The sequence below is a fragment of the Pseudomonas frederiksbergensis genome (assembly GCF_003732705.1).
In the GTDB taxonomy this organism is placed as follows: Bacteria; Pseudomonadota; Gammaproteobacteria; order Pseudomonadales; family Pseudomonadaceae; genus Aquipseudomonas; species Aquipseudomonas frederiksbergensis_F.
This window is the reverse complement of record NZ_MOBR01000008.1, coordinates 312,092-336,033: the sequence shown is the minus strand read 5'-3', so window position 1 is coordinate 336,033 and position 23,942 is coordinate 312,092. Positions and strand designations below refer to the sequence as shown.

General features: G+C 59.6%; 17 protein-coding genes. 8 read left to right on the top strand and 9 right to left on the bottom strand.

Annotated elements, in window-relative coordinates:
• Nucleotides 1–100 precede the first annotated feature (100 nt).
• Nucleotides 101–2,284: a DNA helicase II gene (gene uvrD / locus BK667_RS10660; RefSeq protein ID WP_054048276.1), complete on the bottom strand. Its 2,184-nt coding sequence runs from the start codon at nt 2,282–2,284 to the stop codon at nt 101–103.
• A gap of 257 nt (nt 2,285–2,541) precedes the next feature.
• Here uvrD and BK667_RS10655 point away from each other — a divergent pair, with 257 nt between their 5' ends.
• From BK667_RS10655 to BK667_RS10645, 3 genes are all read left to right on the top strand, one after another.
• Nucleotides 2,542–5,415: an EAL domain-containing protein gene (locus BK667_RS10655; RefSeq protein WP_123597556.1), complete on the top strand. Its 2,874-nt coding sequence runs from the start codon at nt 2,542–2,544 to the stop codon at nt 5,413–5,415.
• A gap of 135 nt (nt 5,416–5,550) precedes the next feature.
• Nucleotides 5,551–6,417 carry a transcriptional regulator HexR gene (gene hexR / locus BK667_RS10650; protein ID WP_008027445.1) on the top strand — a complete coding sequence of 289 codons (867 nt, stop codon included), beginning with the start codon at nt 5,551–5,553 and terminating at the stop codon, nt 6,415–6,417.
• A 207-nt stretch (nt 6,418–6,624) separates the two neighbouring features.
• Complete coding sequence (locus BK667_RS10645) at nt 6,625–6,837, top strand: PA3496 family putative envelope integrity protein (RefSeq protein ID WP_123515619.1); 213 nt, start codon at nt 6,625–6,627, stop codon at nt 6,835–6,837.
• Here BK667_RS10645 and BK667_RS10640 read toward each other — a convergent pair.
• Nucleotides 6,779–7,726: a LysR family transcriptional regulator gene (locus BK667_RS10640; protein WP_185058196.1), complete on the bottom strand. Its 948-nt coding sequence runs from the start codon at nt 7,724–7,726 to the stop codon at nt 6,779–6,781. The two genes, BK667_RS10645 and BK667_RS10640, sit on opposite strands and share 59 nt — an antisense overlap.
• A 206-nt stretch (nt 7,727–7,932) precedes the next feature.
• Between BK667_RS10640 and BK667_RS10635 the strand changes: the two genes are divergently transcribed.
• Together BK667_RS10635 and oadA are read left to right on the top strand one after the other, a co-directional pair.
• Entirely contained in the window at nt 7,933–9,348 is a 1,416-nt protein-coding gene (locus tag BK667_RS10635; RefSeq protein ID WP_123515623.1) for an acetyl-CoA carboxylase biotin carboxylase subunit, read from the top strand.
• Nucleotides 9,349–9,450: 102 nt separating this feature from the next.
• Nucleotides 9,451–11,259 carry a sodium-extruding oxaloacetate decarboxylase subunit alpha gene (gene oadA / locus BK667_RS10630; RefSeq protein ID WP_123597555.1) on the top strand — a complete coding sequence of 603 codons (1,809 nt, stop codon included), beginning with the start codon at nt 9,451–9,453 and terminating at the stop codon, nt 11,257–11,259.
• A 191-nt stretch (nt 11,260–11,450) separates the two neighbouring features.
• Here oadA and BK667_RS10625 read toward each other — a convergent pair whose 3' ends face one another.
• The gene (locus BK667_RS10625; protein WP_259697996.1) at nt 11,451–14,219 is read right to left on the bottom strand and encodes an autotransporter outer membrane beta-barrel domain-containing protein; all 2,769 of its coding nucleotides are present in this window, start codon (nt 14,217–14,219) and stop codon (nt 11,451–11,453) included.
• Nucleotides 14,220–14,419: 200 nt separating this feature from the next.
• Entirely contained in the window at nt 14,420–17,377 is a 2,958-nt protein-coding gene (locus tag BK667_RS10620; protein ID WP_123597554.1) for an autotransporter outer membrane beta-barrel domain-containing protein, read from the bottom strand.
• Nucleotides 17,378–17,610: 233 nt separating this feature from the next.
• On the opposite strand from BK667_RS10620, the gene BK667_RS10615 reads away from it, so the two are divergent.
• Together BK667_RS10615 and BK667_RS10610 are read left to right on the top strand one after the other, a co-directional pair.
• Nucleotides 17,611–18,936, top strand: a complete 1,326-nt coding sequence (locus tag BK667_RS10615; protein ID WP_123597553.1) for a HipA domain-containing protein — start codon at nt 17,611–17,613, stop codon at nt 18,934–18,936.
• The gene (locus tag BK667_RS10610) at nt 18,933–19,211 is read left to right on the top strand and encodes a helix-turn-helix domain-containing protein (protein WP_123597552.1); all 279 of its coding nucleotides are present in this window, start codon (nt 18,933–18,935) and stop codon (nt 19,209–19,211) included. Before BK667_RS10615 ends, BK667_RS10610 begins: the two co-directional genes overlap by 4 nt.
• A 117-nt stretch (nt 19,212–19,328) precedes the next feature.
• On the opposite strand, the gene BK667_RS10605 is transcribed toward BK667_RS10610, so the two are convergent.
• On the bottom strand, nt 19,329–20,165 hold the full coding sequence (locus BK667_RS10605) for an amino acid ABC transporter permease (protein WP_123597551.1): 837 nt from the start codon (nt 20,163–20,165) through the stop codon (nt 19,329–19,331).
• Nucleotides 20,162–20,983, bottom strand: a complete 822-nt coding sequence (locus tag BK667_RS10600) for an ABC transporter substrate-binding protein (RefSeq protein ID WP_123515633.1) — start codon at nt 20,981–20,983, stop codon at nt 20,162–20,164. Before BK667_RS10600 ends, BK667_RS10605 begins: the two co-directional genes overlap by 4 nt.
• Nucleotides 20,984–21,094: 111 nt before the next feature.
• Between BK667_RS10600 and BK667_RS10595 the strand changes: the two genes are divergently transcribed.
• Entirely contained in the window at nt 21,095–21,994 is a 900-nt protein-coding gene (locus BK667_RS10595; protein WP_123597550.1) for a homocysteine S-methyltransferase family protein, read from the top strand.
• Between the two features lie 162 nt (nt 21,995–22,156).
• Here BK667_RS10595 and BK667_RS10590 read toward each other — a convergent pair whose 3' ends face one another.
• From BK667_RS10590 to BK667_RS10580, 3 genes are read right to left on the bottom strand one after another with little or no spacing between them, the layout of a single operon-like run.
• A complete protein-coding gene (locus tag BK667_RS10590) occupies nt 22,157–22,828 on the bottom strand; it encodes a GNAT family N-acetyltransferase (protein ID WP_123597549.1) in 672 nt (223 codons plus the stop codon).
• Between the two features lie 17 nt (nt 22,829–22,845).
• A complete protein-coding gene (locus BK667_RS10585; RefSeq protein WP_123597548.1) occupies nt 22,846–23,292 on the bottom strand; it encodes a GNAT family N-acetyltransferase in 447 nt (148 codons plus the stop codon).
• A gap of 9 nt (nt 23,293–23,301) precedes the next feature.
• Entirely contained in the window at nt 23,302–23,925 is a 624-nt protein-coding gene (locus tag BK667_RS10580) for an FMN-binding negative transcriptional regulator (protein ID WP_123597547.1), read from the bottom strand.
• Nucleotides 23,926–23,942: the final 17 nt, after the last annotated feature.

The following is a 23,942-nucleotide window of genomic DNA, read 5'->3' as shown; positions in this document are numbered from 1 at the left end:
GAGCTTGCTCGCGATTGGACGCGCAGCAGTGCATCTGAAACACCGCGTTATCGTTCATCGCGAGCAAGCTCGCTCCCACAGAAGAGCCCGGCGCTGGGCTTTAGATCGCTTCGAGTTTGGCGTAGCCAAGCATCAGCCACTTACTGCCTTCACCGAAGTTCACCTGCACCCGTGCCTGAGCCCCGGCGCCTTCGAAGTTCAGGATCACGCCGTCACCAAACACCGAATGCCGCACGGCCTGGCCCAGGCTGAAACCGGTGTCCGGGATTTCGCTGCCGCCGAACAGGCTGCTGGAGCTCTGCTGCTGGCCGCCGCCGAATGGACGGCTGACGCTGTTGGACAACCGCACTTCCTGGATCAGGCCTTTCGGCACTTCACGTACGAAGCGCGACACCTTGTTGTAAGTCTCGCTGCCGTACAGGCGTCGGGTTTCAGCATAGGTCATCACCAGGTTTTGCATGGCCCGGGTGATGCCGACGTAGGCCAGGCGCCGTTCTTCTTCAAGACGGCCGGGCTCTTCCAGGCTCATCTTGTGCGGGAACAGGCCTTCTTCCATGCCCACCAGGAACACGTAAGGGAATTCCAGGCCTTTGGCGCTGTGCAGGGTCATCAGTTGAATACTGTCTTCATGCTCGTCGGCCTGGGTGTCGCCAGCTTCCAGCGATGCGTGGCCGAGGAACGCTGACAGTGGCGTCAGGTCTTCGTCTTCTTCAGCGTTTTCGAAGTTGCGCGCAGCGCTGACCAGTTCCTCAAGGTTTTCTACCCGGGCCTGGCCTTTCTCGCCTTTTTCCGCTTCGTGATAGGCAATCAGCCCCGACTGTTCGATGACGGTCTGGGTCATCAAGTGCAGCGGCATGTCCATGCACTTGGCAGCGAGGTTCTCGATCAGCTCGATAAACGCCCCGAGGGCACCGGCAGCGCGACCGGTGAGGCCTTTATTGGCGACCAGCAGGCGCATGGCTTCCCACATCGACACATCGCTGTGACGGGCGTGATCGCGAATCGCTTCGACAGTCTTCTCGCCGATGCCACGGGCCGGAACGTTGATCACCCGTTCCAGTGCAGCATCGTTGCCACGACCTTCCAGCAACCGCAGGTAAGCCATGGCGTTCTTGATTTCCGCCCGCTCGAAGAAGCGCTGACCGCCGTAAATGCGATACGGAATACGCTCGCGCAGCAAGGCTTCTTCCAAAACGCGGGATTGGGCGTTGGAGCGGTACAAAATCGCGATATCGCTGCGGGCCAAGCCAGTTTTCAGCGCGCTTTCGATGGTTTCCACCACATAACGCGCTTCATCGTGTTCGTTGAATGCGGCGTACAGATTGATCGCTTCGCCTTCACCGCCATCGGTCCACAGCTCTTTGCCCATGCGTCCGGTGTTGTTGGCGATCAGGGCGTTGGCAGCCTTGAGAATCCCGGCGGTGGAGCGGTAGTTCTGCTCCAGGCGAATGGTCTCGGCATCCGGGAAGTCGTCGGAATACTGATAGATGTTCTCGATTTTCGCCCCGCGCCAGCCATAGATCGATTGGTCGTCGTCGCCGACCACCATCAGGCTGTCGCCGCCCTTCGCCAATAGGCGCAACCAGGCGTACTGCACGGCGTTGGTGTCCTGGAACTCGTCCACCAGAATGTGCCGGAAACGCTTCTGATAATGCGCCAACAAACCCGGGTGATCGCGCCACAGGTCGAGGGCGCGCAGCAGCAGTTCGGAGAAGTCGATGACGCCAGCACGCAGGCAGGCGGCCTCATAGGCTTCATAAATGCTGCGCATGGTCGCCAGGAACAGGTCGCCGCTGGCTTGAATATGTTGCGGGCGCAGACCTTCGTCTTTCTGCCCGTTGATGAACCACTGGGCCTGACGGGCCGGCCAGCGTTGCTCGTCCAGGCCCAGCTCGCGGATCACCCGCTTGACCAGTCGTTGCTGGTCGTCGCTGTCGAGAATCTGGAAGGTCTGGCTCAGCCCGGCTTCTTGCCAGTGCGCTCGCAGCAAGCGGTGCGCCAGGCCGTGGAAGGTGCCGACCCACATGCCGGCAGGGTTCAGGCCCATCAACTGCTCGATGCGATGACGCATCTCGGCAGCGGCCTTGTTGGTGAACGTCACCGACAGGATGGAGTGGGGCGAAGCGTTCTCGACCTGGATCAACCAGGCGATACGGTGCACCAGCACTCGGGTTTTACCGGAACCAGCACCGGCCAGGACCAACTGACGACCCACGGAGGCAGCTACGGCCTGGCGTTGGGCATCGTTGAGGGAGTTCAGCAGAAGGGAGAGATCATCGCGCATCGGGGCATTCTAGGGGGCGGCGCCACACCGGGCAAACCCCGCTTTGATTTAGCCGATGAAGATGAGCGGAGGACGACCGGTCGGTCACTGGCTGCAAGCGGCGGCGGGGCTCGCTTGAGGGCTTTTATATCGATGCCGGCGCTCGATACTTTGGTCTACTTTGTGATCTGGAGCAGTTTGGTCATCGCCATTGCTTGTGTATGCTCCGTGCAGAATTCGGGCTCACCACGCTCATTATAAGAACAAGAAAATTGCCTATGACCCTCAGCTCCGACCTGTCGGGCCCCTCTGTGGAGCCCCGGGTTATCCGCAAACAGTACGCCATGGAAATGGCGGTCGAACGCACGCGCCTGCTTTACCAGGGCTCGCTGTTGCCGACGCTGTTCATGCTGATCAACGGTCTGGTCTGCGCCGGTTTGCTTTGGAGCCCGCAGCGCTACTTCCTGGTCAGCGTCTGGCTGGTGTGGTTGCTGTCGCTGGTGGCGCTACGGGTGATTCAGGTCGCAGCCTTCGATTCGGCGATCCCCAACCGCCAGGCCCATCCGATCTGGATCCGCATGTTCTTGCTGGGCTCGGCCATGACCGGCCTGACTCTCGCCGGCGCCGGCATCGCCCTGGTGCCCGCTGACACCTTTATTCAGCAAGCCTGGGTCTTCGGCCTGATCGGCGCCGCGGCCCTCTCGGCCAGCGTGGCCTACGCGGTCAGCCTTCCGGCGTTTCTCTCCTTTACCTTGCCCTGTCTGCTGCCGGCCATCGCCTATATGTTCTGGGGCGGCGATGAACAGCAACAGGGCTGGGGCTGGTTTGGCCTGATTCTGCTCGGCGCGTTGAGCGTGGTGGCCTGGCAGGTCAATCGGCTGATTGATCGCGGCTTGTTGCGGCGCTTCCAGAATCAGGCATTGATCGAGCATTTGCAGCACGCGCAAACCCAGGGCGACCAGCTCAATCACGAACTGGCCAAGGAAATAGATCAGCGCCGCAGTGCCGAAGAGGAATTGCGCGAGGCCCAGGTCGAACTGGAAAACCGCGTGGCCGAGCGTAGCCAGGAACTGATCACCGCGACCCAAGCCTTGGGCAAGAGCGAAGCGCGCCTGGCCCTGGCGTTGAAGGCCAGCGAACTGGGGCTGTGGGACTGGAACCTGCAAACCGATGAGGTCCATCACACGCAGATTCAAGAATTGTTCGGCCTGGCACCGGAATACGTGACCGCCATGCTCAGTCACCTGCGGCCGCGCCTGCATCCCGACGACGTACCGCCCCTCAAGCGCGCCCTGATCGAGCATTTGAAGGGGCGCAGCGAGGATTACCAGATCGAATACCGCGTGCGCCATGGCGATGGCCATTGGGTCTGGATCGAAGACCGGGGCCGTGCCGTAGAGCGCAGTGACAGTGGCCGGGTGATTCGCATGGTCGGCACCCGCCGCGACATCAGCGCGAGCAAAGGCCAGGAAGAGCAGCGGCAACTGGCGGCGACGGTGTTTGAAGCGGCCAGCGAAGGCATTGTGATCTTCGACCCGAATTACGCGCTGATCGCGGTCAATCAGGCCTTCAGCCGTGTGACCGGTTACGACGTCGAGGACATGCTCGGGCGCAACGTCGTCGAGTTGCCGTGCAGCCGCGATGCCCGCCGCCACTACACCAGCATCCATCAGGCCCTTGAGCAGCACGGCAGTTGGCAGGGCGAACTGGTGGAAACCCGCAAGAACGGCGAACTTTACCCGCAATGGCTGCAACTGAACGCGGTGCGCGATAGTCGCGGAAAGGTCAGCCATATTGTCGGCTTCTTCGCCGATCTTTCGGCCCGGCGCGAATCCGAAGAGCGCATGCGTTACTTGACTCACTACGATGAACTCACCGGCCTGGCCAACCGCTCGCTGTTCCGTGAACGGCTGCGCGAGGCCCATCAACGGGTGCGTCAGGGCGGTCGGCGCAGTTTGGCGCTGCTGCACATCAATCTGGATCGTTTCAAGCTACTCAATGACAGTCTCGGCCATGAAATCGCTGACCAGCTATTGCAGAAAATGGCCCGGCGACTGGTCAATGCGCTGCCTGAGGCGGACACCATCGCACGGCTTTCCGGCGATGAGTTCGCAGTGTTGTTCGATGCTTACGGAAACCTGTCGAGCCTGGCGCGGGTGGCGACTCGGTTGTCGACCAAGCTGCGTCTGCCGGTGACGGTCGATGGGCATGAATTGGTGGTCAGCGCGTCGATGGGCATCAGCATGTTGCCGGACAACGCCCGAGAAATTTCCGCACTGGTCAGCCAGTCGAACATAGCCATGCAGCACGCCAAGCATTTGGGCGGCAATAACTTCCAGTTCTACACCGACAGTCTGCAGGCCAGTACCCTTGAGCGTTTGCAGCTCGAAAATCAACTGCGCAAAGCCATCGAAGAAAAGCAGCTGAAGGTGTTTTACCAACCGAAACTGTGTCTCGCCACCGGCCGTTTGAACGCTGCCGAAGCTCTGGTGCGCTGGGATCACCCGACCATGGGCCGGGTGCCGCCCAGCGATTTCATTGGTCTGGCCGAGGAAACCGGGCTGATCGGCCCGATTGGCGAATTCGTATTGCGCCAGGCTTGCTGGCAAGCTTGCGAATGGCAGCGCCAGGGGCTGGCGCCGATCCGGGTGTCGGTCAATTTGTCGGTGCATCAATTGCGCCAGGGCAAGCTGGTCAGCCTGGTGCGTCAGGTACTGGAAGAAACCGGTCTGGCCCCGCATTACCTGGAACTGGAACTCACCGAAAGCCAGTTGCTGGACAGCGTCGAACACATCATCGCGACCTTCCAGCAGTTGCGTGATTTGGGGGTGAAACTGGCAATTGATGATTTTGGCACCGGGTATTCGTCGCTGAGCTATCTCAAGCGCATCCCGGTGGATTACGTGAAGATCGACCAGGCGTTTATCCGTGGCTTGGGGGAGGGCGGCGAGGATGCGGCGATCACCCGGGCGATTATTGCCATGGCCCATGGCTTGTCGCTCAAAGTCGTGGCCGAAGGCGTGGAGCGCGTCGAGCAACTGGAGTTTTTGCAAGCCGAACGCTGCGATGAAGTGCAGGGCTATCTGATCAGTCGTCCGGTGGAAGCCGTTGATCTGGCTGAGCTGCTGCGCGCGGACGCAAACCCCCTGTAGGTGCTACATGGAGCGTACGACGCGTGGAATGGGGACATTGAGTTACGCATTGAGCAGGCAAAAAGCCAATCCATGTAGTATAACTACAAGCGTGCTACATCCCCGGCACCTGCCAATAACAAAGAGTCGACCCCTTTGAATCTGCTGCAACACATCGCCCAGTCACGCCACCTGTTACGCAAGTCGGAGCTCAAGGTCGCCGACCATGTGCTGCTTGACCCTGCGGCGGTGATGCACAGTTCCATGGCCGACCTGGCCCACAGCGTGGGCATCAGCGAGCCGACCATCGTGCGCTTTTGCCGCGCCATCGGTTGCTCGGGTTTCCAGGATTTGAAGCTGAAGCTGGCGCAGAGCCTGGCGGCCGGTGCGAGCTTCGGGCAGTTCGCAATTCATGAAGACGATTCGGTCGCTGACTACAGCCTGAAAATCTTCGACACCACCCTGCACACGTTGATGGAGGTTCGCGAGAAGCTCGATCCGGTGGAGTTGCAGCGGGCGGTGTCGCTGATGTCGCAGGCCCAGCGGGTCGAGTTCTATGGCTTTGGCGCGTCGGGTGCGGTGGCGGCGGATGCCCAGCACAAATTCTTCCGTTTGCTGCTGACGGCGGCAGCGTATTCCGATCCGCACATGCAGGCGATGTCGGCGGTGACCCTGAAGCCGACTGATGTGGCGATCTGCATTTCCCAGTCGGGGCGTTCCAAGGATTTGTTGATCACCGCGAATCTGGTGCGCGAAAGCGGCGCTTCGCTGATTACCTTGTGCCCGAGCCAGACGCCATTGGCCGAGCTGTCGACCGTCAATCTGGCGATCGATGTGCACGAAGACACCGAAATCTATACGCCGCTGACTTCGCGGATCGCCCACCTGGTGGTGATCGACGTGTTGGCGATGGGCGTGGCCATGGCCCGCGGGCCGAGCCTGGTCAACCACCTCAAAAGCGTCAAGCGCAGCCTGCGTAGCTTGCGGCTGTCGCCTAAATCGGTGAAAGCGCTGGATGATTGATTCCTCGTTTGTCTTGAGGGCCTCTTCGCGGGCAAGCCTCGCTCCTACAGATAGCGCATACAGGTAGGAGCGAGGCTTGCCCGCGAAGGCGTCTTCATAAACGCCACATCCCTCTACAAGATTCACATCCCTGTAACCCGCCCGCCGCCAAACCGTCATCCCCCGCGTTCATCGTGTAACTCCCGTAATCGCCTTGGGAGACTCGCAATGGCCCAGCCCTACGAAGAACGCAACAGCGCCCTCAGAACCCGTCGTCAGCAAGAAGACCAGCGCCGCATGGAATTTCGCCGCGCTATCGAAGATCGCTGCGAACGCCGTCAGCTTCTGGCCGAGATCGGTGATTTTCCTGAGGATCTGGAACTCAATTACTGGCAGGCGGCTCCCGCAACTTCCCGTCGAAACGCTCAACCAGGGCGCTGATCTGCGCCCGTTCGCTGCGGATAAACGCAAGGAATGCGTGAGCCACCGGTGACAGGCGCTTGGCCTTGGCCTGCACCAGGCACCAACTGCGATACAGCGGCAGCTCCTCGACCGGCAACTCGATCAATCCGCCGGTCGCCAACTCAAGGTTCAGGGCGTGGCGCGTCAACAGCGCCACGCCCAGACCTGCCAACACACACTCACGCTGGGCTTCTGCCGACGCGACCTCTTGGGTCTGGGTGAAGTGCACGCGCTTCTCTTTGAAATATTCTTCGCACGCCATTCGCGTCCCGGAACCCGGTTCGCGCATCAGCAGCGTGTACGGCTCCAGATCCTGCAAGCGCAGCGGCCCCATGTGGCACAGCGGATGATCCGGTGGCGCCACGGCCACAATCGGGTTATTGAGGAACGGCAGGAATTCCAGGCCCATGTCCTGCGGCACCATCGACATGATCACCAAGTCATCGCGATTATCCGACAGGCGCCGGATGACCTGGCCACGGTTGACGACCGTCAGGTGCAGGTTCACTTCCGGGTGCTGGCGCTTGAACGCGGCAAACAAATGCGGCACGAAATACTTGGCGCTGGATTCCACCGCCAGTTTCAATTGGCCTTGCAACGATCCCTGCATGTCCGACAACTGCATGTCGAGGTTTTCCAGGCGCCCGAAAATGTCCCGGCTGGCGCGCTGAAGCGCTTCCGCCGCCTCGGTCATGTAGAGTTTTTTGCCGACGTAATCGAACAAAGGTTGACCAATCAGCTCCTCGAGTTGACGAATCTGTAGGCTCACGGCAGGTTGTGTGAGAGACATTTCCTCAGCTGCGCGGCTGTAGGACCTCAGATCGCAGACTTCATTGAAGATCTGCAATTGACGTAATGTCATACGCATCAAGGACTTACGCATTTTTATAGTGATCTCGGCGCAGACTGGTGATTCAACTATAAGTCTTTACTTATGCCTGACCCAATTATTAATCATTTTTGTTAATCCCTCATGGGGGCTAGTGTGGGGCTGCGACTAAATAGAAACATTTGGTCACGCGTCGACCTGCTCTAAACAGGTCGTGGGTACCACCGGCTCAAGGGAACCTCCAAGTGATAAAAAAGATCCTGATCGCCAACCGTGGTGAGATTGCCGTACGAATCGTGCGTGCCTGCGCCGAGATGGGCATTCGCTCGGTCGCGATCTATTCCGACGCCGACCGCCATGCCTTGCATGTGAAGCGCGCGGACGAGGCCCACAGCATCGGTGCTGAGCCACTGGCGGGTTACCTGAATGCGCGCAAACTGGTGAATCTGGCCGTGGAAACCGGTTGTGATGCATTGCATCCCGGCTACGGCTTCCTCTCGGAAAACGCTGAACTGGCCGATATCTGCGCAGAACGTGGCATCAAATTCATTGGTCCATCGGCTGAAGTCATTCGCCGCATGGGCGATAAGACTGAAGCCCGCCGCAGCATGATCAAGGCCGGCGTGCCGGTCACACCGGGCACCGAAGGCAACGTCGCGGACATCGCCGAAGCCTTGGTCGAAGGCGACCGTATCGGTTATCCGGTCATGCTCAAGGCAACCTCCGGTGGTGGTGGTCGTGGTATCCGTCGCTGCGACAGCCGCGAAGAACTCGAACAAGCGTTCCCACGGGTGATTTCCGAAGCGACCAAGGCTTTTGGTTCCGCGGAAGTGTTCCTGGAAAAATGCATCGTCAATCCGAAACACATCGAAGCGCAGATTCTCGGCGACAGCTTTGGCAATGTGGTGCACCTGTTCGAGCGCGACTGCTCGATTCAGCGCCGTAACCAGAAACTCATCGAAATTGCCCCGAGCCCGCAACTGACCCCGGAACAGCGCGCCTACATCGGCGACCTGTCGGTGCGTGCAGCTAAAGCCGTGGGTTACGAGAACGCCGGCACCGTGGAGTTCCTGCTCGCCGAGGGCGAGGTGTACTTCATGGAGATGAACACTCGGGTGCAGGTGGAACACACCATCACCGAAGAAATCACCGGCATCGACATCGTGCGTGAGCAAATCCGCATCGCCTCCGGCTTGCCGCTTTCGGTGAAACAGGAAGACATCCAGCACCGCGGTTTCGCGCTGCAATTCCGGATCAACGCCGAAGACCCGAAAAACAATTTCCTGCCGAGCTTCGGCAAGATCACCCGTTATTACGCACCCGGTGGCCCCGGCGTACGTACCGACACGGCGATCTACACCGGCTACACCATTCCGCCGTTCTACGACTCCATGTGCCTGAAACTGGTGGTGTGGGCGCTGACCTGGGAAGAGGCGATGGACCGTGGCTTGCGCGCCCTCGACGACATGCGTCTGCAAGGGGTCAAGACCACCGCCGCGTACTACCAGGAAATCCTGCGTAACCCGGAATTCCGTAGCGGCCAGTTCAACACCAGCTTCGTTGAAGCCCACCCTGAACTGACCAACTACTCGATCAAGCGCAAACCCGAAGAGCTGGCCCTGGCCATCGCCGCCGCCATCGCCGCACATGCGGGTTTATGAATAAACAGCCGCAAGCTGTCAGCGGCAAGTGGCAAGAAAGAGCAGATTGGCTTTTTCTTGCCGCTTGTAGCTTGAAGCTCGCCGCTATGAGGAGATCCTAATATGTCCAAGAAAATCTTCGTCACCGACACCATCCTGCGCGACGCCCACCAATCGCTGCTCGCCACCCGCATGCGCACCGAAGACATGCTGCCGATCTGCGACAAGCTCGACAAAGTCGGCTACTGGTCGCTGGAAGTCTGGGGCGGCGCGACCTTCGACGCCTGCGTCCGTTTTCTGAAAGAAGACCCGTGGGAGCGTCTGCGCCAACTGCGCGCGGCGTTGCCTAACACGCGTCTGCAAATGCTCCTGCGTGGCCAGAACCTGTTGGGCTACCGCCATTACAGCGACGACGTGGTCAAAGCCTTCGTCGCCAAGGCTGCGGTCAACGGCATCGACGTGTTCCGCATCTTCGACGCCATGAACGATGTGCGTAACCTGCGTGTGGCCATCGAAGCCGTGAAAGCGGCGGGAAAACACGCCCAGGGCACCATCGCCTACACCACCAGCCCGGTGCACACCATCGAGGCGTTTGTGGCGCAAGCCAAGCAAATGGAAGCCATGGGTTGCGACTCGGTGGCGATCAAGGACATGGCAGGCCTGCTGACCCCGTACGCCACCGGCGAGCTGGTCAAGGCATTGAAATCCGAGCAATCGCTGCCGGTGTTCATCCATTCCCACGATACCGCTGGCCTGGCTGCGATGTGCCAACTCAAGGCCATCGAAAACGGCGCCGACCACATCGACACCGCGATCTCCAGCTTCGCTTGGGGCACCAGCCATCCGGGCACTGAATCGATGGTCGCCGCCCTGAAAGGCAGCGAGTTCGACACCGGTCTGAATCTGGAACTGCTGCAAGAGATCGGCCTGTACTTCTACGCCGTGCGCAAGAAGTACCACCAGTTCGAAAGCGAGTTCACCGCCGTCGACACCCGCGTGCAAGTCAACCAGGTGCCGGGCGGGATGATCTCCAACCTGGCCAACCAGTTGAAAGAGCAGGGCGCACTCAACCGCATGAGCGAAGTGCTGGCCGAAATCCCGCGTGTTCGTGAAGACCTCGGCTTCCCGCCGCTGGTGACCCCGACCTCACAAATCGTCGGCACCCAGGCGTTCTTCAACGTGCTGGCTGGCGAGCGTTACAAGACCATCACCAACGAAGTGAAGCTCTACCTGCAAGGCGGCTACGGCAAGGCGCCGGGCACGGTGAACGAAAAGCTGCGTCGCCAGGCCATCGGCAGCGAAGAGGTGATCGACCATCGTCCGGCCGATTTGCTGAAGCCGGAAATGACCAAGCTGCGTGGCGAAATCGGCGCCGTGGCCAAATCTGAAGAAGACGTGCTGACCTACGCCATGTTCCCGGACATCGGCCGCAAGTTCCTCGAAGAACGCAATGCCGGCACCTTGACGCCTGAAGTGCTGCTGCCGATTCCTGAAGCCGGCGGCGTGACCTCGGCCAGTGGCGAAGGCGTGCCGACCGAGTTCGTCATCGATGTCCACGGTGAAACTTATCGCGTCGACATCACCGGTGTTGGCGTGAAAGCCGAAGGCAAGCGTCACTTCTACCTGTCCATCGATGGCATGCCGGAAGAAGTGGTGTTCGAACCGCTCAACGAATTCGTCAGCGGCGGCAGCAGCAAACGCAAGCAAGCCACGGCCCCGGGCCACGTCAGCACCACCATGCCCGGCAACATCGTCGATGTGCTGGTCAAGGAAGGTGACACCGTAAAGGCAGGCCAGTCCGTGCTGATCACCGAAGCGATGAAGATGGAAACCGAAGTCCAGGCCGCCATCGCCGGCAAAGTCACCGCCATCCACGTGGCCAAGGGCGACCGGGTGAATCCGGGCGAAATCCTGATCGAGATCGAAGGCTGAATTAACAGCCTCGATACACCGCTTTAAACCTCGGGGGGGCATGTGCTCCCCTTTTTTTGTCTGAGATTCCACAGGCCAAATGTGCGGGCTTGCTCGCGAAGGGGCCGTGTCAGTTGACATCCATGTTGGCTGACAAACTGCTTTCGCGAGCAAGCCCGCTCCCACAGGTTCCGAGGTGTGTCAGTCGTTGATCAGAACGCCATGCGCCACTGGCCCATCACGCCGTGATTGCGGCTGTCACTGCCGACCTCACCGGTCAGGCCCACGCCCACGCTGTGGTTAGCCGAAACCCCAAGATCCAGGCCGGCATCCACCAGCAGGCTATTGCGATCCAGCTCCACACCGTAAACGGTGTAGTTGCTGCCACCCGTGACCAGTCGTTGGCGCGTTGAGGTGTAGGTATCGCCGTACGTGTGTTTCCAGCCTGCACTGAATCGCGGTGTCAGGCGCATGCCGTTATCCAGGGTGTCGGTCTTCGCCAGGCGTAGGCCAACCGTGCTGTTCATGTTGCTTTGAGTTTGCTCATGAACCTTCAGCGACGCGGCCCCACCTTTTTCGGTGTAGCCGTCGCGTTGATAGCGTTGGTAACCGAGGCTGGCGAACGGCTCAATGCTGACATTGGCGCGGCCCAGGTTGTAACCCACTTCGGCGAAGGCTTGTTGAGTGCTGGCGTCGTAACTGCCTTTGGGGCGATCGCTGAAACCTGTGAACGCTACCCGGCGTGCGGTGCTGCCGTCGTGGTTGCTGTAGGACGCACCCAGACGAAGTGACATTGGACCGTTTTGACGCAACGCGTAAGCGCCCAGGTGCCAACTGTCAATATTGCCATCGAGCGCGCGGCTATCCAGCTCAGTTCGAGATCTACCGCCCATCACCCCCAGGCGCCAATCCTCATCGACGCTCCAATCCGCTCCCAGTAACAGGCCTTTGGTCGAGTGTTGCAGGGGCTCAATATCGCGATCGAGTTTTCCGCCGTGGCCAAGTGCTTGCAGCCAGACCCTGCCATTGTCTTCGCTGCCCGCCGCCAGACGTGGTGCATTGTTTCGCTCGCGTAAGTTGTTGGTGCCCAACTGACGCATGGCCGACAGCATGCTGCCGTTGACCGGATCGACACTGCTCAAGGTTGCTTTGGCGAGATTTGCGTTGCCGGAACCGGCGAGTTGTTCGAGGGCGTAGGAGGCTGTTTCTTTATCAGCGGCGAGCAGGGCTGCAACGGCGGCATTCGTCGTGGCGGCAGGTTGTTGCGCCGTGCTGGAAGAGTCGGCGACGGTGGCAGGTTGTTGCGCCGTGCTGGAAGAGTCGGCGACGGTGGCAGGTTGTTGCGCCGTGCTGGAAGAGTCGGCGACGGTGGCAGGTTGTTGCGCCGTGCTGGAAGAGTCGGCGATGGCGGCAGGTTGTTGCGCCGTGCTGGAAGAGTCGGCGACGGTGGCAGGTTGTTGCGCAGCACCAGAAGAGTCGGTGACAGCGGCTGTTTGTTGCGCTGCGCCGGAAGAATCGGTGGCAGCGGCTGTTTGTTGCGCTGCGCCGGAAGACTCGGTGACAGTGGATATTTGTTGCGTAGCGCCGGAAGAGTCAGTGACAGCGACTTGTTGCACAACGCCGGAAGAGCCAGAGAGGGTGAATGGCTGTTGCGCAGCACCGGAAGAATCGGTGATAGCGACTGCTGGTTGCGCAGCGCCGGAAGACTCAGTGAGGACGAGTGCTTGTTGCGCGGCGCCGGAAGAATCGGTGATAGCGACTGCTGGTTGCGCAGCGCCGGAAGACTCAGTGAGGACGAGTGCTTGTTGCGCGGCGCCGGAAGAGTCGGTGACAACGGATGCTTGTTGCGCCGCGCCAGAAGATTCAGCGACGGCGAATGGTTCCGGAGCTGGAGTTGGAGCTGGAGTGTCCGCGATAAAGGGTAGCGTCACTTCCGCGACGGCAGTGCTGTCGGAGAGTAATGGAGCTTCGGTGATGTGTTGTGGCTCGGTGATATTTTTGGCGAACTCCCGTCCGTTGTCGGAAGTAGCAAGACTCTCGATAGGTACTTCGTTACGAGCGTAAGTCATGCCGACGCTTTTAGTGTTGTACCTAAGGCTCGGCGCCATAAACGCGAGGTCATTGAGGACTTTGTCGAATTTGCCTTCGACTTTTTCTTTCGCCTCGATGATGGTGTAGCGACTGCTCAGCGGATATTCACCCGGCATCGAGACAATTTTCAGGGTGGAGTCACCCAGCCTGGCAGTGCCGTCGACTTTGATCGTTTCCCCACCGCCTTCGGGATTGACCTCGTAGGCCAATATACCGGTCTTGGAAAGACTCAAATCCCCTTTGACCCTTGGGGCGCCGTGCATTCTGTTGACGTTGACCAGACCATGTACTCTCAGGCTGCCGACGGTGCCATTACCTGCGAAAGTACCGCTTTCTTCGACGTCCACTTGCCCCTTGATGTCGCCTTTGTTGAAAAGCTGTCCGGCTGCAATCGCGCGACCCAGGATCTTCCCGTTGTTGGTCAGGACGCCGTCATTGAGCACTGCCACGCCGTCCTTGAAATCACTCTTGCTGTTCAACGTCCACGAGCCCTGAGAGCTGAACAGGCCAGTGAAGTTTCGTGTGTCGCCCAGCTCGCCACCGTCAGAGGCATCAAGTTGCAGGACATTCATACCACCGCCGCCATCAGCCCGACCTTTGAAGCTGCCGCCGTTCTTCAAGATGATCAGGTCGTTGACGTCTGTTCCTTTTACAACACTCTCAGGTGAGTTGATCTCTTTTCTGACAGTGCTGGCAGCGTTAGTGAAGGCTTGGAGAACAGCCAGCGGATCGCGTTTTGACTCGACCCTCGGTACTACCTTCGCATCGACGGGGGCAGATGATTCGGTAGGAATAGACAGCTCTTGAGCGTTTGAAAACTCGCCACATCCCAACGCCAGTGCGATGGCCAGCGCGAGGTGCTGTGGGCGGAATTTGTGTTGATCGGGCATGGGGTTCAGCCTCAGTGGGGGTGAGGCCAAACTGTAAAATTCGATGCGGTTTCAGGATGCCGGGCATTTCCGGGCGTTGTGAAGGGTACAGAGACATCGCTTGTAGCCGAATCAACATCGAGCGTCGACCGCGAGCGATTTCATCCGATTACAAGGCGTATTTCCCTACAACAATCCCGGAAGCTTCCATTGGCAAAATATCAAAAACTCATCTGCCACTGCCCAATCAACCCATGATTACGGCTGCTGCTCCCGATCTCGCCGCTATAGCCAACGCCCACGGAATGCCGCGCCGAAATCCCCAGATCCAACCCGGCCTCAAGCACCAGGCTGTCACGATCCAGCGAACTGCCATCGACATTGAACGCCGTGCCGCCGACCACGAAGGCCTGGCGAGTCGAGCTACTGACATCGCCATAGGTATGCTTCCAGCCAGCCGTCATGCGTGGCGTCAGGCTCATGCCGTTGTCCAGGGTGCTCAGGTGCGCCAGGCGTACGCCGAAGGTGCTGCTGAAGTTGTCCTGGGTTTGCTCCTCGACCTGTAACGCGGCGGCGCCACCTTTCTCTTTGTAGCTGTCGCGGTGATAGCGCTGGTAGCCAAGGTTGGCGAAGGGTTCAACGCTGAGGCGGCCGCGACCCATCGCGTAACCCAGTTCAACGAAGGCTTGTTGGCTGTCGGCGTCGTAATCGCCTTTTGGTCGATCGCTGAAACCGTTGAACGCGACGGTGCGTTTGCTTTCCCCTTGGTGGCCGCTGTAGGCCGCGCCGAGACGTAGCGCAAACGGGCCGCTTTGGCGCAGGGCATAGACCCCGGTGTGCCAACTCTCGACATTGCCATCGACGCCGGTGGCATCCAGATCAGTTTTCGAATAACCACCGAGCACGCCCAGTCGCCATTGCGAATTGAGCGCCCAATCGGCGCCGAGCACGCTGCCCTTGGTGCGTTGTTCCAGACCGCTGTTGCCGTGTTCGCCGTCGAGCTTGCCGTAGCCGCCGATGGCTTGCAGCCAGAGTCGGCCTTGGGCATTCGGGTCGTTCAGGTTGCGGGCTTCGGATGGAACGCCGGTGGAGGCGAGCACCGGTGTGTCCCGGGAATCGAGGCCCACCAGCAAGCCTGAACCGCCGCCCATTTGCTGCATCGCCGAGAGCATGCTGGCGCCAATCTGGCTGCTGGCGCCGAGGGTGGCGCTGGTCAGGTTGGCGTTGCTCGCGCCGGCCAATTGCTCGATGGCTGCGCCAGCCGTGGCGTTGGTGGTGTTGAGCAGCGCGTTGTAGAGCGTGTTGTTTTTACCTATCGAGGCCAGGCTGTTGGCGGCGTTGTTGCCGTTGGCGGTGGCCGCGAATTGGTTGAAGGCGATGTCGTTGCGGGTGTAGGTCAGATCGACCTGAGTCGGGGTGTACGCAAGGGTCGGCGTGAGAAACGCGTAATCGCTGGTGACCTTGCCAAACGTGCCGTTGACGCTCGCAGCTTGCAACACGGTGTAATGGCTTTGCCACGGATAGGTGCCGCTGCCGGGGTTCACCGCCAGAGTTGCGCCGTTCAGATTGGCGGTGCCGCCGATCTTCACCGGGGCGCTGGTGCCGTCGGCATTCACGCCATAGGCCAGGGTGCCGCCGCTGCCAAAGGTCAAATCGTGAACGACAGTCGCGGTACCGAGTTGGGTGTTGGTCTGCAATGTACCGTTGACCAGCAAATTGCCCACCGAACCACCACCGGCATACACGCCGCCCTGATCCACGGTCAGCAAACCGGCAATCCCGCCCTGGTTGATCAGCGTCGCACCATTGCGCACGGCGCCGCCGTCGCTGAAATCACCGTTGCCGGTCAGGGTCCAGGCCCCTTGCTTGACCTCCAGCCATTCGAAATTACGACTGGCGCCGAAACTGCCGCCCGTCACGTCGTCCATCACCACCCGGTCATAACCGCTGCCGCCATCGACCACACCGACGAAGCGGCTGCCATTACGCAACGTCAGGCTGTCGTTGCCACCGCCCAGGTCCAGTGCCAGGCCGTTGCTGCCGCTGATGGTGCCGCCGTTGATCACGCTGTCGGCAAACTCGCCGACGAACTTCACGCCAAAACCGTCGAGACCCTGAATGGTGCCGAAGTTTTCCAGCGTGGTTGCCGCCGCCCCCGAACCGCCGCTGCCATCGTCCACCAGGATCGCGCTGTTGGCGCCGCTGATCAGCGCACCTTTGGCGTTCAACACATACCCGCCGCCCAGTGCGATGCCTTCACTGCCGTTGGCGAAACCGCCCTTGTCCACGCCGCCCGCGCCGACGCCCTGGATGGTGCCGTAGTTTTCGATGTGGGCGATGTTGTCGATGTCCACGCCATCGCCGTCGCCGTTGGGTTGCAGCCCTGAGTAGGCGCCGGTAATCGTGCCGTGGTTGATCACCGTGCCGTCGCCGTCGGAACCGAAACCCGAACCGTTGCGCCCGGTGATCTGCCCGTAGTTGACCAGCGTGGCGCCGAGGTCGGTGGTGATGCCGTGGCGGCCGCCGGAAATGGTCCCGTAGTTGGTCACCGTCACGCCGGTCGCTGTATCGATGTCGATGCCGTCGAACTTCTCGTCGACGTTGTGCGAGTCGCCCGTGGAGATCTCGCCATAGTTGGTGATCGTCGCGTTGGCCCCGGTCTTCATCCCGTCGCTGGCGTCCCTACGAATCAGCCCGCCCGCGCGGTTGATGATCGTGGTTTTGACGTTGTCGCTGCGCAACGCATCCAGGTCCAGCCCCTGGCCGGTCGTTGAGCGAATGATCCCGCTGTTATCGATCAACAGACTGCCGCTCGCGAAGTTGCTGTCGATGCGCAACGCGTCGTTGAACCCCAGAATCTGCCCGCCGCTGCGGTTATAAATGCTGTAGTTGCGCGCCTGGGTCAGGTCGCCACTGCTGTCGATCGCCCGGCCACCGGTAGACACGATCTTGCCCGCGTTATCGACCACCACGCCGACGCCACTGGTCTTGTCTTTCAGGGTCACGGCCTTGCCGCTGTTGGTGATGCTGCCGGGCGCGGAAATCGTCAGCGTGTCATTGCCACCGAGGGTTTGCGCAGCGGTAGTGGCGGTGTCGATCTGCACGTTTTTAGCTTGGGTGGTGGTGGCGCTGATCAGCAGGGCGATGGTCAGGGCGAGACGCTGGGGCGAGAAGGGCATGGGGTAGACAGCCTTTTTGTTATAAGCGAGCCGTCTTGTATAGCGGAGGGTTTTTACAGAATGATGTCTGGAGGATTATGGATTTCTGCAATTTAATGCGTAAATTTCGTCCGATTCGGTTTTCGAATGCATTTTAATGCGTAAATTAGGCCAATGATTGGCTAGTAGATGCACTATATTGCATGAGTCGGATCGTTTTCTTACGATGGCACGCATCAAATTGCAGGTGAGCTATGTACACATTGACGCTGCAGGTCTACACATCTGGTAACTGGTTAGATGCGATGACTCTGGTTTTTACCGAGCCCGAAAAAGGCTTCGAAGGGCCCTGTCGATTTGGTTACAAAAAAGACTATGTGGCTAACAACCTTGAGTACATCGAATCGCCATTTTCCAAAGCTGTCAGCGCCAGATTGCCTTTGGATTGGGATAACACGTCGCTGAAAAAAGCGCCGGCTTTTTTACTCGACATCGCCCCAGCCGGCGCTGCTAAACGCTTTCTTATGGCGCGCGTTGGCCTGGAAAAGCCTGATGGCATCAGCGCTGATTTATTTTTGCTGGGGCGGAGCACGCCCGCACCTATCGGCCACATGCGTATCAAGGAGTCGGCTGAAGTTGCAGACGACAGGCCCGCCATCGGTTTTCTCCGAAAAGAAGTCATCGCTCGAGACAATACTTTTTTGGAGTACGCCTATGAGCAGGGCGCAGCGATTGGTGGTGCCACAGGGGCAGGTGGTGAAGCCCCTAAACTTTTGATGTCGCAAGGGCGGGACGGTCTGCTGTATCCGGATGCTGTACTGAGCGACGATCAAGTGGCGCAGCATTGGTTTGTGAAATTTGCTCGGAACAGAGCCGCCCAGACTGATCAGATCATTCTCAAAAGCGAATTTCACTACTACAAGGCGTTGCACGTTCTGGGGATCGAGACGATTGCGAAGGATGGGCTTGCGCTTGAGGAGGCAACCAAACCCAGTCTTTGGATGAAGCGCTTCGACCGAGAAGTAACAGAACAAGGTGTTGAGAGATTAGCGGTTGAATCAATTTATTCGCTGGCTGGTGTGACAGTCCCAGGCAGTTACATGAACCACCTTGAGGTGATCCGGCTGCTCGCCCGGTTGTGGAAACAAGCCGGGCAGGTCGATCAGGTGTCTGCTCTGGTGTCGGATTATCTGCGTCGTGATTTGCTCAACAAAATTCTGGGCAACTCCGATAACCATGGCCGCAACACTTCTATTATTCGCGGCACAGAGTCTTTTCGTCTGGCTCCGATCTACGATTTGGCTCCAATGGTAATGGACGATGAGGGTGTCACGCGCACCACTAAATGGCCCAAAGACTTGGAGGTGGCGGGCGAGGTGAAATGGCGCGAGGTATGCAATGCATTGGGGGATATCGGAGATCCTGAATCGCTATTTGAAGATCTGCGAGCGGATGCTGATCGCTTGTTGGCTTTGCCGGACATTCTCACCGCCAGCGGTCTTCCTGAGGCCACTATGAATCACCCTGGGGTTGCGTTGAGGAATCTTGAGCAACGCTTGAAGGTATGGGGGCTGAGATGACCATTACCATTGATGCCCGTGCTCTGTTGATCGAAGGCATTCAAGATGGGCTTGCCCAAGGCACTCTAGAAATAGGCGAAGCAGTCCGTCGATTACGGGTTGAGGTCACTGGCCTGCACCAAACCCAGTTCGCGAAGATGTGCAAAATTTCTGTGCGCACACTCGTGCATATCGAGCATGGAGAAGGGAATCAAACGTTGAAATCGCTCAATTCTGTGTTCAAACCGTTTGGCTTGAAGATGGGCGTGGTGCGGATTCGGCGTGATTTCAGCTAAGTCGGCAACAAGTCGTTGCCGAAGGCTGCGAACTTTTGATTCTGGGGCCGCTTCGCCCCCAACGGGAGCAAGCGCCCTCGCCACAGGATTTGCGTGTATTTGAAGGCTACGGTTTTGTTAACTACGGCTCACATAGGCTTTGCCGTAGTGCCGCTCCATCCGCGCCTGTATCAGCTCCAGCCCAATCGACATCACCCAATAAATCACCGCCGCGGTCGTCAGCATTTCGATGTAGCGATAACTCGACCGCCCATACGACTGCGCCAAAAACATCACCTCCCACACTCCCATCACCGAAATCAACGACGAGTCCTTGAGCATGGAGATGAATTGGTTGGTGGTTGGCGGGATGATGGTGCGCATGGCCTGGGGCAGGGTGACGCGCCAGAAGATCACGGTTTCGCGCATGCCCAGAGCCAGGGAGGCTTCCCGTTGGCCGTGGGGGACGCCGAGGATGCCGGCGCGGAAGATTTCGCTGAGGTAGGCGCCGTAGTTCAGCGACAGGGCGATGATGCCGGCGGCGATGGCGCCGGGCACGATGCCCAGTTGCGGCAGGCCGAGGTAAATGAGCAGGATCTGGATCAGCAGCGGTGTGCCGCGAAAGAACGACGCGTAGAAACTCGCAATGCCGAACGCCACGGCGCTTTTCGATAGCCGCCCCAGGGCTGTGATGAAGCCCAGCATTGATGAGGCGACGATTGAGCAGGCGCAGAGAAACAATGTCAGCGCCGCACCTTGCAGGAAGCCGTTAGGCGCCAGGTGCAGGCCAACCAGGTTCGGCAGTTTGTCGAGGATGATTGAGAACTTCAGGTCGAAGCTCAAGAAGAAACTGGCGAACAAGCCGAGCATCGCCGCCCAGGTCAGGTACAGCCGCGTGCGGAAACCGAAGATCCGTTGCAGTCGCGACTCAGCCACCGGCTGCGGCGGCTGAGGAGGTGTCGGGAAAGAAGTCATTTGCTGATATCGGCGCCGATCCATTTTTGCGAGAGCTTGCTCAACGTGCCGTCCTGTTTCAGCTGCGCGAAGACTTCACGCACTTTGCCGTCCCACTGCGCGTCACCTTTTTCAATGGCCACCGAATTCGGCTCGGAGTACAGCGCCTCGCCAGCGAGTTTGAAGCGTTGGTCTTGGGTCAGGCGCGGTTGCGCGGTCACCAGATTGGTGAGAATCGCGTCCAGTCGAACACCGGCGCCCAGGCCCAAATCCTGGAAGGCCACGTTGTCGGTGTCATACGGAGCGATCTGCACGTCCTCGAACGGGTACTGCAACTGCGTGTCCTCGGCGCCTTCGATCACCAGGTTTTTGTTCAGGTAGCTTTCGTAGCTGGAGGCGCTGGTCAGGCCGACTTTCTTGCCGCTCAGGTCCTTGGCGTTGTGGATTCGATCATCCTTGGCGTTGACCACGATCACGGCTGGCGAGGCGTAGTACTCGACCGGGAAATCGAAGACTTCGGCGCGGGCCTTGCTCGGGGTCATGGAGCAGATGCAGATGTCGTAGCGACCGCTCCAGCGGCCGGCGGCAATCACGTCCCAGGACGGGGTTTCGAGGCGCAGTTTCACGCCGAGTTTCTCGGCCACGGCTTTGGCCACATCCACGTCGAAGCCGTCGAGTTGGTTCTGGTCGTTGAGGAACGAGAACGGTGGATAACTTTCCATCAACACGCCCACCAATTCTTTCTTTTGCTCGACGCGATCCAGGGTGGCGCCGCCAAAGGCTTGAGTGGAGGCAGCCAGAATCGTCAGGCCCAAGGCCAATAGCGGTTGAAATTTCACAGTCGATCCCTGAAAAAAAGAGGTTGTTATTAATCAGATGTTACGTATTAAATAGTTATAAGAACGACTCTGGTAGTGAGTTATTTTCATAAGCATATGAGTGAATGGCATATGAGCGCAGGAAGCACAGTGATTCTGGATGGCGGCATGGGCCGTGAGCTGCAGCGCCGTGGGGCGCCGTTCAGACAGCCCGAGTGGTCGGCGCTGGCCTTGAGCGAAGCACCGCAAGCGGTCGAAGCGGTGCACGCGGCTTATATCGAAAGCGGTGCAAACGTCATCACCAGCAACAGCTATGCGGTGGTGCCGTTTCATATTGGCGAGGCGCGTTTTGCCGCTGAAGGGCAAGCGTTGGCTGCGTTGGCGGGTGAACTGGCGCGGCGCGCGGTGGACGCGGCAGGCAAACCGGTACGCGTGGCCGGCTCGTTGCCACCGCTGTTTGGTTCCTACCGTCCGGATCTGTTCGACGCTAATCGCGTGACTGAATTGTTGACACCGTTAGTGAAGGGCCTCGCGCCCCACGTTGACTTGTGGCTGGCGGAAACCCAGAGCTCGATCGTCGAGGCGCGGGCGATCCACGCCGGGCTGCCGAAGGATGGCAAGCCGTTCTGGTTGTCGTTTACCTTGAAGGATGAAGACACCGACGACGTGCCGCGCTTGCGTTCCGGCGAGCCGGTGGCCGAAGCGGCCGCCGTGGCCGCTGAGCTGGGTGTCGAGACATTGCTGTTCAACTGCAGCCAGCCGGAAGTCATCGGCGCAGCCATTGATGCGGCGCGGGAAACCTTCGAGCGGTTGGGTGTGAATATTCACATCGGCGCATACGCCAACGCTTTCCCGCCACAACCGAAAGAGGCCACGGCCAACGACGGATTGGACCCTTTGCGCGAGGATCTGGACCCGCCAGGTTACCTGCACTGGGCGGCGGATTGGCAGAAGCGTGGGGCCAGTCATTTGGGCGGGTGCTGCGGGATCGGGCCGGAGCATATTGCCGTGCTGGCCCAGAAACTCGTCTGAGAAGATCGTTCCCACGCTCTGCGTGGGAACGCCTCAATGGGCGCTCTGCGTCCGCTTTGGGACGCAGAGCGTCCCGGGCTGCATTCCCACGCAGAGCGTGGGAACGATCATCCTGTGGGAGCGAGGCTTGCCCGCGAAGGCGCCCGTCCAGGCGCTAAAGAATTACCCGCGGCACTCGGCCAGGGTTTTCACTTGCCCCGAATCCGTCTGGTTTTCATCTGAAAGCCACTGCTCAAACCCCGCCCCAACCGCTGGCCATTCCGAATCCAGAATCGAATACCACGCCGTATCGCGGTTCTGTCCCTTCACGACCATGTGCTGGCGGAACACGCCCTCAAAACTGAACCCCAACCGCTCGGCCGCATACTTGGAGCGGGCGTTGCCGTTGTTGCACTTCCACTCAAGGCGCCGATAACCCAGGTCGAACGACTCTTTGGCCAGCAGGTAAACCGCCTCGGTACTTTTTGGTGAGCGTTGCATCGCAGCGCCGAAGGTCACGTGGCCGATTTCGATACGACCTTGGGCCGGAACGATCGACATCAGGCTGAGGATGCCCTGCACATCGCCGCTGGCACGGTCGATCACGGTGAAGAAATACGGGTCGCTATTGGCCGCGTGGTTGTTCAGCCAATCGTTAAAGGCGCTGCGCTCCGGGAACGGACCGTAAGGCAAGTAATCCCAGAGTTTCGGATCGGCACCGGGGCCTTGCAGGGCTTTGAACAAACCGTCGGCGTGGCGCGCCGGGTCGAGTTTTTCCAGGCGAATGAAGCGCCCTTCGATCAGTTGAACCGTGGGGGCCGGGGCGCCTTTCCAGTCCGCGAGTGAAGTCGTCATGCTGCTCTCCTTGAACCTTAAATATTTTTGCGAAACTGGATGTAACCGGGGCGTTCGGCGATGCGCTCGTAGAGCTGGATCGCGGTGGCGTTGGTTTCGTGGGTCAGCCAATGAACCTTGCAGCAACCGTCGGCCTTGGCGGTGGCGTAGACGAATTCGATCAGCTTGCGCCCGACGCCGGTGCCACGGGTTTCTGGCGCTACGATCAAGTCTTGCAGATAGCAGGAGTTTTCGACGCTCCAGTTCGAGCGGTGGTAGATGAAGTTCACCATGCCCACGGCTTTGCCATCGGCCCAGGCGAGGGCGGAGTGGGTCGGTTCGGTCGGGTCTAGCATGCGCTGCCAGGTGCTTTGGCTCACGGCGTCCGGCAGTTCGGTGTTGTAGAAGCGCAGGTAGGCCTGCCACAACAGCAACCACGCGGCGTGGTCGTCGGCGGTGACCTGGCGAATCTCGATCTGACTCATGTTCATTCCTTAACGCATCAAGTGGGCGAGGGCCTGGTCCTGCGCGTCGGGGCTGGCGGCCAACCCTTCGCGCACACCGGCGATGTCTGCGGCACTGCGGTTCTGACTCAACTTGCGTTTGCCTTCCAGGCGCTCGATCGGCAGGGCGAAACCGACGATGGCCTTGAGCATACCGTCGATGTAGTCGACGGGAGCATCAGCGACTTTCCATGGTTGAGCGCGACCCGCTTCGTGTCGATCGGTGAGAGCGCTGACCAGGTTCAGCAAGCGATCGGCGTCGGTGAACACTTCTGCCACACCGTAGGCGTGTACGGCCACGTAGTTCCAGGTCGGCACGACTTTGCCGTGCTCGGCTTTGCTCGGGTAAAACCCTGGGCTGACGTAGGCGTCGGCCCCGGCAAAAATCACCATCGCCTCGGCACCGTTCTGCAGTTCCTGCCACTGCGGATTGGCCTTGGCGAAGTGCCCGTAGAGGGTGCCATTGGGGCCTTGTTCGGCGTCCAGCAGCACCGGAATATGACTGGCTTGCAGGCCTTGCTCGCCGTGGGTCACCAGGATGGCGAGACGAGTGGCGAGTATCTGCTGCTGCATGTCCGGCAAATCTTTGATGGCAAACGAGCTGGGGTTGTACATGGAAATATCCCTTGGCG